Here is a 14,051-nt window from a genome sequence, read left to right as displayed (position 1 = left end):
TATTATACGATTATTTCTGAACTACAAACGTTATAGCATTTGTTTTTAATTGAATGTGTCTTTCATTACGAACTATATTATAAGCTAATTCTTTTATTTCAACTTTTACTTCTTTCCATCCTTTATAAATACTTTTTAATAGATGTATCATTTCATCAGTTGGGAGATTAATTTCAATTAAAGCTTCTAATTCTTCATTCGTTTTTAAATCAATTTCTTGTATGTTAGAGTTAATAATCAAACAATTAATACCGCCGTTTTTTGTCCCTTGTTTCATAGAATGGAGCACTTTTTTAAAATCTTCTTTTGATTTAACATGCTCTAAACTTGATACTGCAACGATATAATCATAAGCGTTAGAGTCAATATGATAGTTTTCAATTGCTGCTTGTTCTGTTTTTATAACCTCGAATACATCATGTTCTTTACTATAAGTTTGTAGCTTTGTTAAAGCGGAATTAAGTAAATCAACACATGTAACAGTGCCGCTAGTATTTCTTAATTTTTGTGCAATTGGAATGCTATTTCTACCGACGCCAGAGCCAAGATCAAGTACTTGCAAGTTGTTTTGTCCTTCAAAGTGATCCATCAAGTCCATAACTGTTTTAACCGGTTTGTACAGCCAAGAGCCAATTTCAAATAGTTTATATTGTTCATAGCAAAGGTCGTGATATTTCTTTTCTTCTTGTCTTATGTAATCGATACGGTTCATATTGTTTCAGCCCCAATATTTTTATTGCAAAATTCATATGTAGGACAACCTTTTATATTTGTTTGAATTCGAAAAATACCACCAGCATGTGGATACTCTTTTAATTCGTCATCTGTCATTCTTGTTCTGGCTGTTGTAACATATAAATCTTTTAAATTAGGCCCACCAAATGTACATGATGTAACATATAACGCAGGAATTGGAATGCTTAATATTTGTTCTCCAGTAGAGGGATGCCATCTAGTTATTTTTGAACCTCCCCAATGTGCAATCCATAAACAACCTTCTTCGTCAATTGTCATACCATCAGGTAGACCATCATTTTCAGAGAAAATGATTACATCAATTGGATTATGAATGTCTCCAGTACGTATATTATATTGATAGCGAACCACTTTTTTAGTAGGTGTATCTATAAAGTAAAAGTATGTATGATCAGGTGACCAAGCAATTCCATTTGATGTATTTACATGTGAAACTTTTTTCTCTACACTTAAATTATGATGTAAACAATACAAGGAACCTGCAGCATTCATACCGTATGTATCTGTAGAACCTGCCCAGAAACGACCAGCTGGATCACATTTTCCATCATTGAAACGATTTTCTATTAAATGTGGTTCAGGGTCAAAAATATGTGTCAGTTTTTCGGTATTTACATTAATAGAATAAAAGCCTTTTTCCATAGCTAAGAGTAGTACATCCTCTAAATATGGAACAACACAGCCAATTTGTTGATTGAGTGCAATTACTCGGTTCGTATTAGCGGTAGGATTGTAGATGCATAATTTTCTCTCCATAATATCAACCCAATATAAAAGTTGCTTTTTTTCATTCCAACATGGTCCTTCAGCTAAACTTGCTTTAGCATCTAAAACTAATTCTATATTACTGAACAAGATGTTCACCTCGCGTTATAAGATATTAATATAATTCGATAAGAATAGAGGTAAACCTTTTAGTCAAAGGATATTAAAATTTATTCTGTAGAAAAATGACCTTCTCACAAGTGATTAAAAAAGTGTATAAACAAGGAGAGGAAAATGCATATGATGTTTTATGAGATTGTTTGCTTTTCTTGTAAGAATATATTTCGTGTTTACGAAGGCAGTGAAAAATATAAGCGATTTAAAGAAAAACCAAACGGGGCATATTGTTGTGATGAGTGTAGTCATAAAATTCAATTAGAAGCGATAAAGAATTTTTTTAGGTAATTATATGTTTTTGATTCAGAAAAGTTTGACAATAAAATTGTTATAAATTATCATATTAAAAAACTAATATTTAAAATGGCATGGAAGAGAAGAGTAGTTAAGAAAGAATACGTACAGAGAGCTCTGGTAGCTGAGAAAGAGCGGTATACATCTTAACGAAAAAAGACTTGGAGCTGCGCAAGGAACTAATTTATTTAGGGATGGTGCGACGGGTTCTCCCGTTATAGAGATAGGGTATAAGCATATTTTGCCGTACCTGAAGAGGTTAATATGGTGACATATTAACAAACTGAGGTGGTACCGCGAAGCTAACAACTCTCGTCCTCAAGATGAATAATCTTGGGGGTGGGAGTTTTTTTATTGCATAAAACTGAGAATACGAAAACAAAAAATAATTGAGGTGAGCAATAAATGCATTGGGCGTATGAAGTAGCACATGAATTAATTAGGAAACATCCAAATAAAGAAACGTTTGTTTGTGCATCTGGAATTAGTCCTTCAGGTTCTGTTCATATTGGGAACTTTCGTGAAATCGTAACGACTTATTTCGTAGTAAGAGCACTTCAAGGTTTAGGGAAAAAGACTCGTTTTATATTTTCGTGGGATGATTATGATCGATTTAGAAAAGTTCCAAAAAATATTGATCCATCTTTTGCAAAGTATATTGGTATGCCATACTGTGATATTCCAGATCCGTCTGGATGTCATAACTCGTATGCGGAGCATTTTGAAAAAGAGTTTGAAACATCGCTTCAAGCATTTGGAATTGAAGTAGAATTTATTTATCAACATGATGAATATAGAAGTGGAAGGTATAACAAAAATATTTTAGAGGCTTTGTATAAACGAAAAGAAATATATGATATTTTAATGGATTTTAAAACTGGAGAGTGTAGTGAAGAAGAGCGAAACAATTTTTATCCAGCTACATTATATTGTGAGAGGTGTGGAAAAGATACAACAACTATTACACATTTTGATGAAGTATTAAAAACAGTCCGGTATGAATGTGAATGCGGAAATGAAAAAGAATTATCCGTATTAAATACAAATAAAATGAAACTAAACTGGAAAATCGATTGGCCGATGAGATGGATGATAGAGGATGTTATTTTTGAACCGGGTGGAAGAGATCATTCATCAGAAACGGGTAGTTATAATGTATCAAAAGAAATTGCAAGGAAAATATTCAATCGTGAAGCGCCTCATTACGTTGCTTACGATTTCATTGGTATTAAAGGGAATCATGAAAAAATGTCTAGTTCTTCAGGGAATAGCATTACACCAAGCGATTTATTGAAAGTGTATATACCAGAAGTAATTCTCTTTATGTTTGCCAAATACAAACCAGGCGCTGCTTTTCATATTGGGTTGGATGAAGATGTGATTCGTAATTATACAGAGTATGAACGATTGAAAGATAGCTATGAAAATAAAACGCTCAAAAATGAAGATTTATTTGATGCAATTAAACTCTCTAAAGTTGATAGGCAGTTTAAAGAATATCCGAGATTTAATCAAGTAGCAGGAACGTTACCGCTATTAAATTTTGATTCATCTATTTTACAAGATACATTAGAAAAAATAGATAGAAGTTATACATTAGATGCTATGATAGCGATATGTAACCGCGCAGAGTATTGGATAAAAAACTTTCAATCTGAAAAATTAATTGCGGTAAATCGAGAGAGAAATACAGAGTTTTACAACACATTAGATGAAAGACAGAAAGAATGGTTAGTAAAAGTTTGCAATATACTTCGTTCTAACAAAGATTACTCTAACTTAATGGAGCAATTGTATTCGATTTGCCATCATGACAATAAAAAAATAATGAAAGAAAATCAAAAACAATTATTTATTATTATTTATAAGCTCATTATGAATCAGTCTAGTGGCCCACGTATATCGTTATTAATACATGTGGTGGGCATCGAAAAATTCATCTCATTACTAGATTTCTAAAATAAAGCTAAAAGAAACGCAAGTACTTAGACATCTAAGTACTTGCGTTTCAAATTTTGCTAGCGTGAATACATTTTCGGACATTCATCACCACTTGGTTCATAAAAACAATGGCTTTTAAACTGTCCTACAAATGGCTGATTATACCATTCAGGTGGACAAGCTCCAACTGGACGGAAATACCAAAGAGCCCATCGTGCAGGCCAGTGCCATTCACCTTGTAAAACTTTTCGTGCGATTTCTTTTTCTGATTCACGAGCACGTTGATAAAAATATCCATATTGTACTGCTTCAAATCCGCCGGGGCTTTGATATACAGCGTCTCGTACGGTACGGAGTTGTTTAAAATCTAAGCAATCACAAAATACACGGTTTACTACAACGCATCCAACTAACTCCTCACCTTGGCGGCCTTCGCCTTCAGCTTCAGCACGAATTAAACGAGCTAGTAAATCAACATCACTTTCGTTGTATGGAATAAGGGGCATAGTGATACCACCTTTCTGTTATAGTAAAGAGTGTATGTTATAAAACAATCTGCGTGCTTTTTTACATAAAAATAACATTTAATTTTAAGAGGAGCTTGTATAAAAAGAGCTAATTAGTAATAGTAGATAAATATAAAAGGGAGAGGTATTATGTATCGAATTCATAAAGACCATATCATTTACTCAATGTCACCAGAAAATAAGCCTTGTATGGAAGTGGAAATTGGGAGCAGTCTTGTATTTGAAACATATGATTGCTTTGAAAATCAAATCGATTCTGAAGATGTTGTGTTTCAAGAATTAGATTGGAATCGAATTAATCCAGCGACTGGACCTGTATATGTTAAAGGAGCAGAACCTGGCGATATATTAGCCGTAACGATTGAAAAGATTAAAATTGCAGAGCAGGGCGTTTTAACTACAGGTGCAAACCTTGGTGTAATAGGGGATGAGTTAAATGAAAATACAGTGAAAATTGTCCCAATACATAATGAACATGTTTTGTTTTCAAGTGAACTACAAATCCCGATTAATCCAATGATTGGGGTAATTGGTACTGCACCGAAAGAAGAGAGCATTTCATGTGGCACACCGCATGATCACGGCGGGAATATGGACTGTAAAGAAATTAAAGAAGGAACAAAATTACTACTACCAGTTAATGTCCCAGGAGCACTATTAGCGTTAGGTGATTTACACGCAGCAATGGGTGATGGTGAAATTGGTGTTAGTGGTGTAGAGGTTGCTGGTGAGGTAACGGTAACAGTTCAAATTATAAAAGAAAAGAAATGGCCGTTACCAATGGCTATTCAAAAAGAAAAAATGATGACGATTGCTTCAGAGAAATTGTTAGATGATGCAGCAAGTCGTGCTGTACATAATATGGTGACATTTTTACATGAAGAATTAGCAATGTCTAAAGCTGATGCAACTCTTTTATTATCGGCAGCAGGTAATTTAAAAGTTTGCCAAGTTGTGGATCCGTTGAAAACGGCGCGTATGGAATTAGGGATGGATTATGTGGAGAAACTAGGATTTACTTTTAGTAAATTTCATATTAAATAGATAAGGGACGAAAAAGGATGCTTTTGTATAAAAGCATCCTTTTTTAATTTACGGATTTTGTGAAAAGAGGTAGTATTTATTTTATATAAGTATATTTGAGATTGTGGATTAAAAAGGAGTTCAATAATGGTCAAAATTATGATTGTAGAAGACGATATGAAAATTGCAGAACTATTATCAACACATGTTGCGAAATATGGTTATCAAGGAGTTATTGTATCGGACTTTCAAAATGTATTAGACATTTTTTTAGATGAACAACCAGAGTTAGTTTTATTAGATATTAATTTACCGAGTTTTGATGGGTACTTTTGGTGTCGTCAAATTCGCGGTGTTTCTACATGTCCGATATTATTCATTTCGGCTCGTGAAGGTACGATGGATCAAGTTATGGCGTTAGAAAATGGTGGCGATGATTTTATTCCGAAGCCTTTTCATTATGAAGTTGTAGTGGCGAAAATTCGTAGTCATTTAAGACGTGCATATGGAGATTATGCACCGAAACTAGAAGAGCGAATGATTGAGCAACAAGGCCTTTGTTTATATCCTGAAAGACTTGTATTGAAACTTAGAAACGAAGAGATTGATATAACGAGAAACGAAGCTATTTTATTAGAGACATTAATGAAAAATTATCCGCGTGTTGTGAGTAGAGAAGTGTTACTTAATAAATTATGGGATAGTGAATCTTATGTTGATGATAATACATTAAGTGTAAATACAACACGTGTGCGTAAAAAGTTACAAACGTTACATATAGAAGGTGCGATTGAAACGATTCGTAGTGTTGGATATAGATTGCATATTACTTGGGATACTGGTATAGAAAAATGATAAGATTGTTTATACGTGATCATATACCACTTATTTGCTTTACTATAATTCAACTACTAGCTATATTTCTCGTATATTGGTTTGATGGGCATAATCATATTACAACGGCGTTATATGCAATGTTTCTAGGTATTTTCTTTATGGGAAGTTATTTAGTGTTTCGTTATTTTACACATCGTTCTTTTTATGAGCGCTTAGCAAACCCGATGCAATCTTTGGATGAATCTGTTCAAAAATCTGATTTTGCAGCTGTATCGGCTGCTCTTCAAGAACTACTTGAGGTGCAATATCGACATTATCAAAATCAGCTGCAAATGCAAGAGAGAAAAAATAATGACCATTTAACCTTTATGAATCAGTGGATTCATCAAATGAAAACACCTTTATCTGTAATAGAATTAATTACACAGGATGAAGTAGATTCACGTTTTGAAAGTATAAATGAGGAAACTGATCGATTAAAAAAGGGATTAGAAATGGCTCTGTATGTCGCACGTTTAGAAGCATTTACACAAGATTTTTATGTAGAAAGAGTACAACTACATAAAATAGTGAATGATTCGGTACATGAGCATAAACGGTTCTTTATCCGGAATTTTGTATATCCAGAGCTTGAAATTGATAAGGACATTACTGTAGAAAGTGATGCGAAATGGTTACAATTTTTAATTGGGCAAATACTATCGAATGCGATTAAATATTCATCAGGTAGTAGAGAAAAGATTAAAGTGAAAGCTTGTAAGGAAGGTAATACCGTTATACTTGAAATTGCTGATAATGGCGTAGGTATACCGAAGCAAGATTTACCAAGAGTCTTCAAACCTTTCTTTACAGGAGAAAACGGTAGAGATTTTAAAGAATCAACAGGAATGGGGCTATATCTCGTATATGAAATTACGAAGCAATTAGGACATAGTGTAGAAATCCATTCAGAAGTTGATAAAGGTACGGTAGTACGAGTAATATTTTTTAATGTGTAAAAAGTGATCAAGGCTAAAGAACGTTGGAGATAAGTTTTTTAGCCTTGTTTTGTATTTTTTAAAAAGTTTTCATATGAATAAATGATACAAATTAGTAAAAATTAAAGATATGAGCACATGAAATTGTAAAAATAAACTTGAAGAAAAATAATTGCTTTTGAAGTACAAATAATAATATTTACGCATACAGTATTATCATGGTACAATATGGTTATTAATGACAGAAAGGAATGATGGGTGGACGATGATTAACTAATCTTATTTTTAAATGTTGAAATTCAATAAATTTCAATTTCTAAAAAATAGGATTAGTCTGCCCAATTTCCATAGAACGGTATTGCTATTTATGTTACGTAATAGCTTATTTGGGTGTAAATATTTTAACGACTAATCCTGCCAAATTTATTTGGGAGGATTTTTTAATTCTCCCTTAATGAAAGGGATCGGTATTATGAAAGAACTATTAAAATTAAATGATGTTTATGTTGAAATAAAAGAAAATATGTTGTTAGAGAAAATTAATGTGACAGTAAAACAAGGGGATGTTATCGGATTAATTGGTAAAAACGGTGCTGGTAAATCAACGTTACTTCAATTAATAAATGGAAAGATTGAGCCTTCAAAAGGGATTGTTGAATGGCAGCAAATGAATATGACAACCGCATATGTTGAGCAAGAAATAGAATCTTTTATTAATAATGATGTAATTGCAAAAGAAGCAGAACTTCTTGCGAAATGGGGCGTGCCAACGAACGATTTTCATACTTTAAGTGGTGGTGAAAAGCTGAAAATTCGATTAGCAAAAGGATTTGCTGAAAATCCTAATGTCTTAATATTAGACGAACCGACAAATCATTTAGATGAGATCAGTACGGGATTTCTCATTAAACAAATAAAAAACATGAAAGGTACAGTTATCGTTGTATCACATGATCGATATTTTTTAGATGTTGTCGCAACAAAAATATGGTCAATTGAGGACAAAAAATTAATTGAGCATAGTGGTAATTATACGAGCTACATGAAAGCACGTGAGCATAAAAGAAAGACGCAGCAGCGTGAATATGAAAAGCAGCAAAAAAAGATAGAACAAGTAGAAACACATATAAAAGAATTGAGTTCATGGTCACAAAAGGCACACGCGCAGTCTACAAAACAAGAAGGTGTGAAAGAATTCTATCGTGTAAAAGCGAAGCGAATGGATGCACAAGTGAAGTCAAAACGAAAACGACTCGAAAAAGAGCTGGAGAAAACGAAAGTAGAACGTGTGAAAGAAGAGTATTCAGTTGAGTTTTCTATTCAAGCGAACAAAAAAGTAGGAAAACGCTTTTTAGAAGTGAAGCAATTAAAAAAAGACTTTCATGGGAAAGTATTATTTGAAAACGTTAATTTTACAATTCAGCACGGTGAGAAAGTTGCGATTGTTGGACCAAACGGTAGTGGGAAAACAACATTACTGAAGATGATTATGGGAACGGAAACTGCTGAAGGAGAAATATGGATTTCACCATCTGCAAACATCGGCTATTTAACACAAGAAGTTTTTGATTTACCGCTTGATAAAACACCAGAAAATTTATTTTTTAAAGAGACGTTTGAAGAAAGAGGAAAAGTCCAAAATTTAATGAAACATTTAGGATTCCAAGCGTCTCAATGGAAAGAGCCGATTGAGCATATGAGTATGGGAGAAAGAGTAAAGTGTAAGCTAATGGCTTATATTTTAGATGAAAAAGATGTACTCATTTTAGACGAACCGACGAATCACTTGGATCTACCTTCACGTGAACAACTTGAAAATACATTAGCTGAGTATAACGGAACATTAGTAATTGTATCTCACGATCGATATTTTCTGGAGAAAACAACTAACACAAAACTCGTGTTTTCAAACAATACGATACAAAAGCAGCTAGAAGAACCTACTAAAACAAGAGATGATATTGAAGAGCTACGTTTAACGTTAGAAACAGAGAGACAAGAAGTATTAGGGAAATTAAGCTTTTTAACTTCTAAAGACAAAGAATATAAAGCACTGGATGAACGGTTTATGGAACTTACGAAGCAGATTAAAGAGCTATAACGTAAGTAAGGGGGATTAACATGGGAGAAGAGAGATTCACTAAGTTATTTAAAATAGATTGTGGAGATATATACTTGCAAGAATTTACGGTCAAAGATGCAGAGAGTATTTATAAAATAGCAAATCAACCGGAAATAGCAAAATTTTTACCAGACTGGAAATCAACGAAAGAACAAAGGGTGGATTGGATTGCAGATTATGAAATACCAGCAAACAAAGTATTTCTTGATGCAGTGAAAACTACGAATAACATAGATAATCATATGTTAAAGCTAGGAATATTTAAGAAAGCTACAAATGAACTCATTGGATGGTGCTGCACAGGTATGAAAGAAGAACTCCCTTCACCAAACAGAGAGATAATGTATGCTATCTCAAATGAACATCAAAATCATGGCTATGCTACAAAAGCGACTAAAGGTTTAATTGACTTTTTTTTAAAGAAACAAATTTAAATGTCCTTAACGCAATTGCTTTAATTAAAAATGTAGCATCAAATAAAGTTATTGAAAAATGCGGGTTTATTTATAAGAGCCAACAGAGGATAGAAAATCAAATATATAATCATTATATATTGAGAAAATCTGAGTGGATAAAAATATAACGTTTGGTAGTAAAAGACCGATAGCAATCGGTCTTTTCTCATTTATATAATAAAGATTTATTATACATTATATTTCCTACTACTATACAATTATTATAAGATAGTTATGCGTTAATTTTAGTTTGAAATAATTATGTTGTCAGTTTTTTCAGAAATCTTACAAGCGTGTAAGGTAAATGAAAGATGAATCAATATGAGCTGTAAGACAATTCATTTACACTTTATAGTGAGCAGTGGAAATGAAGGGAGAATATACATGGAAATTTTACATGCAAAAAGTATTAGTAAAGTATATAAAGGGAAAGTACCTTATAAAGCATTAGTAGATATTGATTTATCAATTCAAGAAGGTGAATTTGTAGGAATTATGGGTCCATCAGGTAGCGGAAAAACAACGTTATTGAATATGGTATCTACTATTGATTCTCCATCATCGGGAGAAATATTTATTAATGGCACAAATCCTTTTCAATTATCATCAGAAGAATTAGCGTTATTCCGCAGAAAACAATTAGGATTTGTTTTTCAATCATTTAATCTTCTTAGCACACTTACTGTAAAAGAAAACATCGTATTGCCGATGACTTTAGATGGTGTTTCCGTGCAAGAAATGAACAAGCGATTGGAAGAGATTGCAGAGAAGTTAAATATTACAGATATATTGAATAAAAGAACGTTTGAAATATCAGGGGGACAAGCTCAAAGAACAGCAATCGCTCGTGCGATCGTTCATAAGCCGCAATTATTACTTGCAGATGAACCAACAGGGAACTTGGACTCTAAATCTTCAAATGATGTAATGGAGATGCTTGATACTCTTAATAAAGAAGAAAAAGCAACGATGATGTTAGTTACACATGATCCGTATGCTGCGAGTTTTTGCAGTAGAGTAGTATTTATTAAAGATGGTCAACTATATAACGAAATTTATTGTGGTGAAAGCAGACAAGCCTTTTATCAAAAGATTATGGATGTTCTTTCTTTGTTAGGAGGGAAAAGGCATGACTTTTCGTCAGTTCGCATTTAATAATATTTTTCGTAATAAGCGTACATATGCTGCCCATTTTTTAAGTAGTACATTTTCTATTATGGTTTTCTTTACGTATGCTCTTTTATTATTTCATCCTGATTTACAAGGGGAATTAAAATCAACAAGTGCAACAATGAGTGCATATGGTACGATGGGATTTACAATTTCGCAAGGTTTGATTTTTGTATTTTCATTTTTCTTTATTCTATATTCAGTTAGTTCATTTTTAAAAACTCGTAAGAAAGAATTTGGCATATTAATGATGCAAGGTATGTCAATGAGACAGTTTAAGAAATTATTATTAATTGAAAATATGTTGATTGGACTTGGTTCAATTTGTATAGGGATTTTCATTGGACTCATATTTTCTAAACTAGTCTTATTGATAAGCGCAAGTGTATTAATGATTAATAATGGTTTGCCTTTTTATACACCAGTGAAGGCTGTATTATTAACAGTTATCACTTTTCTTTTCTTATTTTTCATTGTTTCACTATTTACATTTAAAATGGTAAAAATAACGGAACTTGTGGAACTTATTCGAGCAGAGGAAAAACCAAAACCTGAACCGAAATCTTCGATTTTATTATCACTGCTTTCTTTAATTAGTATAGGATATGGATATTTCTCAGTATTTCGCTTTATTTCAAGTTCCAGTTTTACTACGCTCGGAATGGGTGTCCTACTAGTAATTGTAGGAACGTACTTTTTATATACACAGTGTAGCGTTTATATATTACATCTTGCTAAAAGGAGAGAATCTTTCTTTTTAAAAAGAACAAATATATTAACGTTTTCTGAATTAATTTACCGTATGAAAGATAATGCAACGATGTTTTTTATTGTATCTATTATTTCAGCAGTTGCATTTACAGCTATTGGTACAACAGCTGCTATTGGTAATAGAAATTTAGTGTGGATGACAAACCCATATACATTTCTGTATGAAAGCTCTGAAAACAACAAATTGGTAGATAAACATCTCTCTATTATAAAAAAACACCTCTTGGATGCAAATATTCCGTATCGAATGGCTTCATCTTCAAGTAAATTTACAGAAAGTAACGTAAATGTATTGAAATTAAGTGAATATAACGAACTTACGAGAGCACTCGGGTACCAACATGAAACGATTGAAAAAGAAGATGAAATTTTACTAATCCCTGGGAGGGTGTCACAAAAGCAAGAATTTAAAAATGGTGACTATAAAAAAAATATTGAAGTCATTCAAGGAGATTGGACAAAGACATTTCGTGTGAAGAAAACTGTAGAGAATTTAGTTTTACCACATGATTCTAGTAGTATTTATATTGCTGTTCAAGATCATGTGTATGATGAAATTCCTCTGACGAGTAATCCAGAGGATAAAGATATTCAACATCGTACTTACGGATTTGTTGTAGATGATTGGATAAGAACGAAAGAGATTTCAAATCAATTAAAGAGTATATTCGATAAAGATCTTAGGGACAGTGATTTCTACTTTGGAGCTTTAACATTAAACTTGTTGGAGGCAAAGCAAAAAAATGGTTTATTACTTATGGCAAGTGTTTTAGTCGGAATCGTTTTCTTTACATTTGCTGCTAGTTTTATTTATTTCCGATTATACACTGATTTGGACCGTGATCAACAACAATATAAAATGATTTCGAAAATGGGATTAAGTAAACAAGAGTTAAAAAAAGTTGTAACGAGACAGTTATTATTAATGTTCTTCTTACCAATTGCTGTTGCGGTGATTCATACTGTAGTAGCGTATACGGCACTGCAACAATTAGTTAGTTTTTCTATTTTAAATAGCTCGATTTTTATTTTAATTTCATTTATATGTATACAAGTTTTATATTTCTTTATTACTCGTTGGCGTTACCTACAAAAGCTTTATAAGACTATGGAGCAATAAAGGATATCAACTAATAAAATTACAGAAAAGCATGTAAAAAATGATATGAATTATGAAAGGAACCGTGATGAAAAGAACTTTAACTATTTTTATGTTAACTATAATACTTTTAATAAGCTTTAGTTCATGCTCTAAAAAGGATAACTCATTTCCTGCAAACGGTGTATTAATTATTGGAGATGAAAATAATATTTCACCAATTATTAATCGTTATCAGGAAATTACGAAAGAAAATGAAGTGTTTTCTGTGAAAAAAGGTGAAGTCGGAAATGGACATGTATTAATTTTAAATGAATCTACAGCACTAGCACTGATTAAAGAAAAAATTTTTCATAAACGAGGTAATGGCTCCAATTATATTTTAGATACGTTACCAAAATTCCCAAAAGAAGGATCACTATTGTTTACAAATGAAGACGAAAAGACTATGAAAAGTATTAAAATAGAAGGAAATGAGATTCCTGTTACATACGATAGTGACACTTGGATAGGAAACACTCGTAAATATCCAACGCAATCGTATGTGATTGTAGCAAAAAATAGCGTATATAAGGAAATAAAAGCAAATGAAACGAAAATGCACCTTCTTCAATTAAAGAGATCTTTAGGCGATGAAAGACCTAAAATGTCGACAGATAATACAATGGTTAATGAAAATGTCAAAGTAAAAAAGCTAATTAAAGGTTTGGAAGGAGAAGTATCTTTTCAATTTGTAACGATTGGCGAAAAACCTTAAAAAAGAGTTCGGAGTTGATAAAAATTTCATCAGCTTCGAACTCTTTTTAGTCTATAGACAAATCAATTACTATGCTTTACATTACTTCATTTAATCGAGTCTCGTTTGTTTCCTCAATCCCATTTGAATTTTGAACTGAATTATTTTGGGCTTCTTTTTCTTTACGAGCCTTTTGTAGCATTTCAAGGATGATCCATAAGGGAACACCTTTATCCTTTAACATCTTCCATAAATCTAATTCATTAAATTTATGCTCAGGCTGTTTCATTTCTTTTTCAGATGAACGAATATCAAACTTGATAGGATCATTTATTTTCTTACTTTCAAGTTTAGTAGAAGAGATAGTATTATGCTCAAGAGTAGATGGAGTTATTTTAGTAGGTTGAGATAATGTATGAATATTTGATCCGATTTGCATGCTTTTTCCTCCTTTTCAAGCA

The 14,051-nt window shown here is 32.3% G+C and carries 13 protein-coding genes, 1 pseudogene and 1 other annotated feature; of the genes and pseudogenes, 10 read left to right on the top strand and 4 right to left on the bottom strand.

Features of this window, described 5'->3' with window-relative positions; genetic code table 11:
• Positions 1–10: 10 nt before the first annotated feature.
• Both ACTFR8_RS01830 and ACTFR8_RS01825 read right to left on the bottom strand, forming a co-directional pair.
• Positions 11–712 (bottom strand): class I SAM-dependent methyltransferase, encoded by a 702-nt coding sequence (locus ACTFR8_RS01830; protein ID WP_001079460.1) that lies wholly within the window; start codon positions 710–712, stop codon positions 11–13.
• Positions 709–1,611: an SMP-30/gluconolactonase/LRE family protein gene (locus ACTFR8_RS01825; protein ID WP_000492421.1), complete on the bottom strand. Its 903-nt coding sequence runs from the start codon at positions 1,609–1,611 to the stop codon at positions 709–711. Before ACTFR8_RS01825 ends, ACTFR8_RS01830 begins: the two co-directional genes overlap by 4 nt.
• A 144-nt stretch (positions 1,612–1,755) precedes the next feature.
• On the opposite strand from ACTFR8_RS01825, the gene ACTFR8_RS01820 reads away from it, so the two are divergent.
• Both ACTFR8_RS01820 and lysS read left to right on the top strand, forming a co-directional pair.
• The gene (locus ACTFR8_RS01820) at positions 1,756–1,926 is read left to right on the top strand and encodes a DUF2197 domain-containing protein (protein ID WP_000551047.1); all 171 of its coding nucleotides are present in this window, start codon (positions 1,756–1,758) and stop codon (positions 1,924–1,926) included.
• Between the two features lie 72 nt (positions 1,927–1,998).
• Positions 1,999–2,255 (top strand) — a binding site (T-box leader).
• Positions 2,256–2,337: 82 nt separating this feature from the next.
• Positions 2,338–3,891 carry a lysine--tRNA ligase gene (gene lysS / locus ACTFR8_RS01815; protein WP_047386161.1) on the top strand — a complete coding sequence of 518 codons (1,554 nt, stop codon included), beginning with the start codon at positions 2,338–2,340 and terminating at the stop codon, positions 3,889–3,891.
• Positions 3,892–3,950: 59 nt separating this feature from the next.
• Here the strand turns inward: lysS and ACTFR8_RS01810 are convergent, their stop codons facing one another.
• Positions 3,951–4,379, bottom strand: a complete 429-nt coding sequence (locus tag ACTFR8_RS01810; protein WP_252209999.1) for a cell wall hydrolase — start codon at positions 4,377–4,379, stop codon at positions 3,951–3,953.
• A gap of 150 nt (positions 4,380–4,529) precedes the next feature.
• On the opposite strand from ACTFR8_RS01810, the gene ACTFR8_RS01805 reads away from it, so the two are divergent.
• The 8 genes and pseudogenes from ACTFR8_RS01805 (at position 4,530) to ACTFR8_RS01770 (ending at position 13,611) form a co-directional block, all read left to right on the top strand.
• On the top strand, positions 4,530–5,444 hold the full coding sequence (locus ACTFR8_RS01805) for an acetamidase/formamidase family protein (protein ID WP_252210000.1): 915 nt from the start codon (positions 4,530–4,532) through the stop codon (positions 5,442–5,444).
• A 126-nt stretch (positions 5,445–5,570) separates the two neighbouring features.
• A complete protein-coding gene (locus ACTFR8_RS01800) occupies positions 5,571–6,278 on the top strand; it encodes a response regulator transcription factor (protein WP_000238990.1) in 708 nt (235 codons plus the stop codon).
• Positions 6,275–7,258, top strand: a complete 984-nt coding sequence (locus tag ACTFR8_RS01795) for a sensor histidine kinase (protein ID WP_030025701.1) — start codon at positions 6,275–6,277, stop codon at positions 7,256–7,258. Before ACTFR8_RS01800 ends, ACTFR8_RS01795 begins: the two co-directional genes overlap by 4 nt.
• 451 nt (positions 7,259–7,709) lie before the next feature.
• Positions 7,710–9,338, top strand: coding sequence for a ribosomal protection-like ABC-F family protein (abc-f, locus tag ACTFR8_RS01790; RefSeq protein ID WP_252210002.1), 1,629 nt, complete (start codon positions 7,710–7,712; stop codon positions 9,336–9,338).
• 20 nt (positions 9,339–9,358) lie between these two features.
• Positions 9,359–9,942 (top strand): annotated as a pseudogene (locus tag ACTFR8_RS01785) (GNAT family N-acetyltransferase).
• 256 nt (positions 9,943–10,198) lie between these two features.
• Positions 10,199–10,969 carry an ABC transporter ATP-binding protein gene (locus ACTFR8_RS01780; RefSeq protein WP_000404277.1) on the top strand — a complete coding sequence of 257 codons (771 nt, stop codon included), beginning with the start codon at positions 10,199–10,201 and terminating at the stop codon, positions 10,967–10,969.
• The gene (locus ACTFR8_RS01775; RefSeq protein WP_000144183.1) at positions 10,944–12,875 is read left to right on the top strand and encodes an ABC transporter permease; all 1,932 of its coding nucleotides are present in this window, start codon (positions 10,944–10,946) and stop codon (positions 12,873–12,875) included. The genes ACTFR8_RS01780 and ACTFR8_RS01775 overlap by 26 nt, the downstream gene beginning before the upstream one ends.
• 67 nt (positions 12,876–12,942) lie before the next feature.
• Positions 12,943–13,611, top strand: coding sequence for a lipoprotein BA_5634 family protein (locus ACTFR8_RS01770; protein ID WP_000831684.1), 669 nt, complete (start codon positions 12,943–12,945; stop codon positions 13,609–13,611).
• Between the two features lie 76 nt (positions 13,612–13,687).
• Here the strand turns inward: ACTFR8_RS01770 and ACTFR8_RS01765 are convergent, their stop codons facing one another.
• Positions 13,688–14,029, bottom strand: a complete 342-nt coding sequence (locus tag ACTFR8_RS01765) for a DUF3914 domain-containing protein (protein WP_001165516.1) — start codon at positions 14,027–14,029, stop codon at positions 13,688–13,690.
• Positions 14,030–14,051 lie beyond the last annotated feature (22 nt).

The organism is Bacillus cereus group sp. MYBK15-3 (genome assembly GCF_051916765.1).
GTDB classification, from domain to species: Bacteria; Bacillota; Bacilli; order Bacillales; family Bacillaceae_G; genus Bacillus_A; species Bacillus_A cereus.
The sequence above is the reverse complement of the archived record's forward strand: the minus strand, read 5'-3'. Positions and strand labels throughout refer to the sequence as shown.

Coding starts and splice junctions, on each gene's coding strand:
- ACTFR8_RS01805 (WP_252210000.1), top strand. CDS start 4,530: ATGTATCGAATTCATAAAGACCATATCATTTACTCAATGTCACCAGAA.
- ACTFR8_RS01795 (WP_030025701.1), top strand. CDS start 6,275: ATGATAAGATTGTTTATACGTGATCATATACCACTTATTTGCTTTACT.
- ACTFR8_RS01775 (WP_000144183.1), top strand. CDS start 10,944: ATGACTTTTCGTCAGTTCGCATTTAATAATATTTTTCGTAATAAGCGT.
- ACTFR8_RS01830 (WP_001079460.1), bottom strand. CDS start 712: ATGAACCGTATCGATTACATAAGACAAGAAGAAAAGAAATATCACGAC.
- ACTFR8_RS01770 (WP_000831684.1), top strand. CDS start 12,943: ATGAAAAGAACTTTAACTATTTTTATGTTAACTATAATACTTTTAATA.
- ACTFR8_RS01765 (WP_001165516.1), bottom strand. CDS start 14,029: ATGCAAATCGGATCAAATATTCATACATTATCTCAACCTACTAAAATA.
- abc-f (WP_252210002.1), top strand. CDS start 7,710: ATGAAAGAACTATTAAAATTAAATGATGTTTATGTTGAAATAAAAGAA.
- ACTFR8_RS01780 (WP_000404277.1), top strand. CDS start 10,199: ATGGAAATTTTACATGCAAAAAGTATTAGTAAAGTATATAAAGGGAAA.
- ACTFR8_RS01820 (WP_000551047.1), top strand. CDS start 1,756: ATGCATATGATGTTTTATGAGATTGTTTGCTTTTCTTGTAAGAATATA.
- ACTFR8_RS01800 (WP_000238990.1), top strand. CDS start 5,571: ATGGTCAAAATTATGATTGTAGAAGACGATATGAAAATTGCAGAACTA.
- ACTFR8_RS01810 (WP_252209999.1), bottom strand. CDS start 4,379: ATGCCCCTTATTCCATACAACGAAAGTGATGTTGATTTACTAGCTCGT.
- lysS (WP_047386161.1), top strand. CDS start 2,338: ATGCATTGGGCGTATGAAGTAGCACATGAATTAATTAGGAAACATCCA.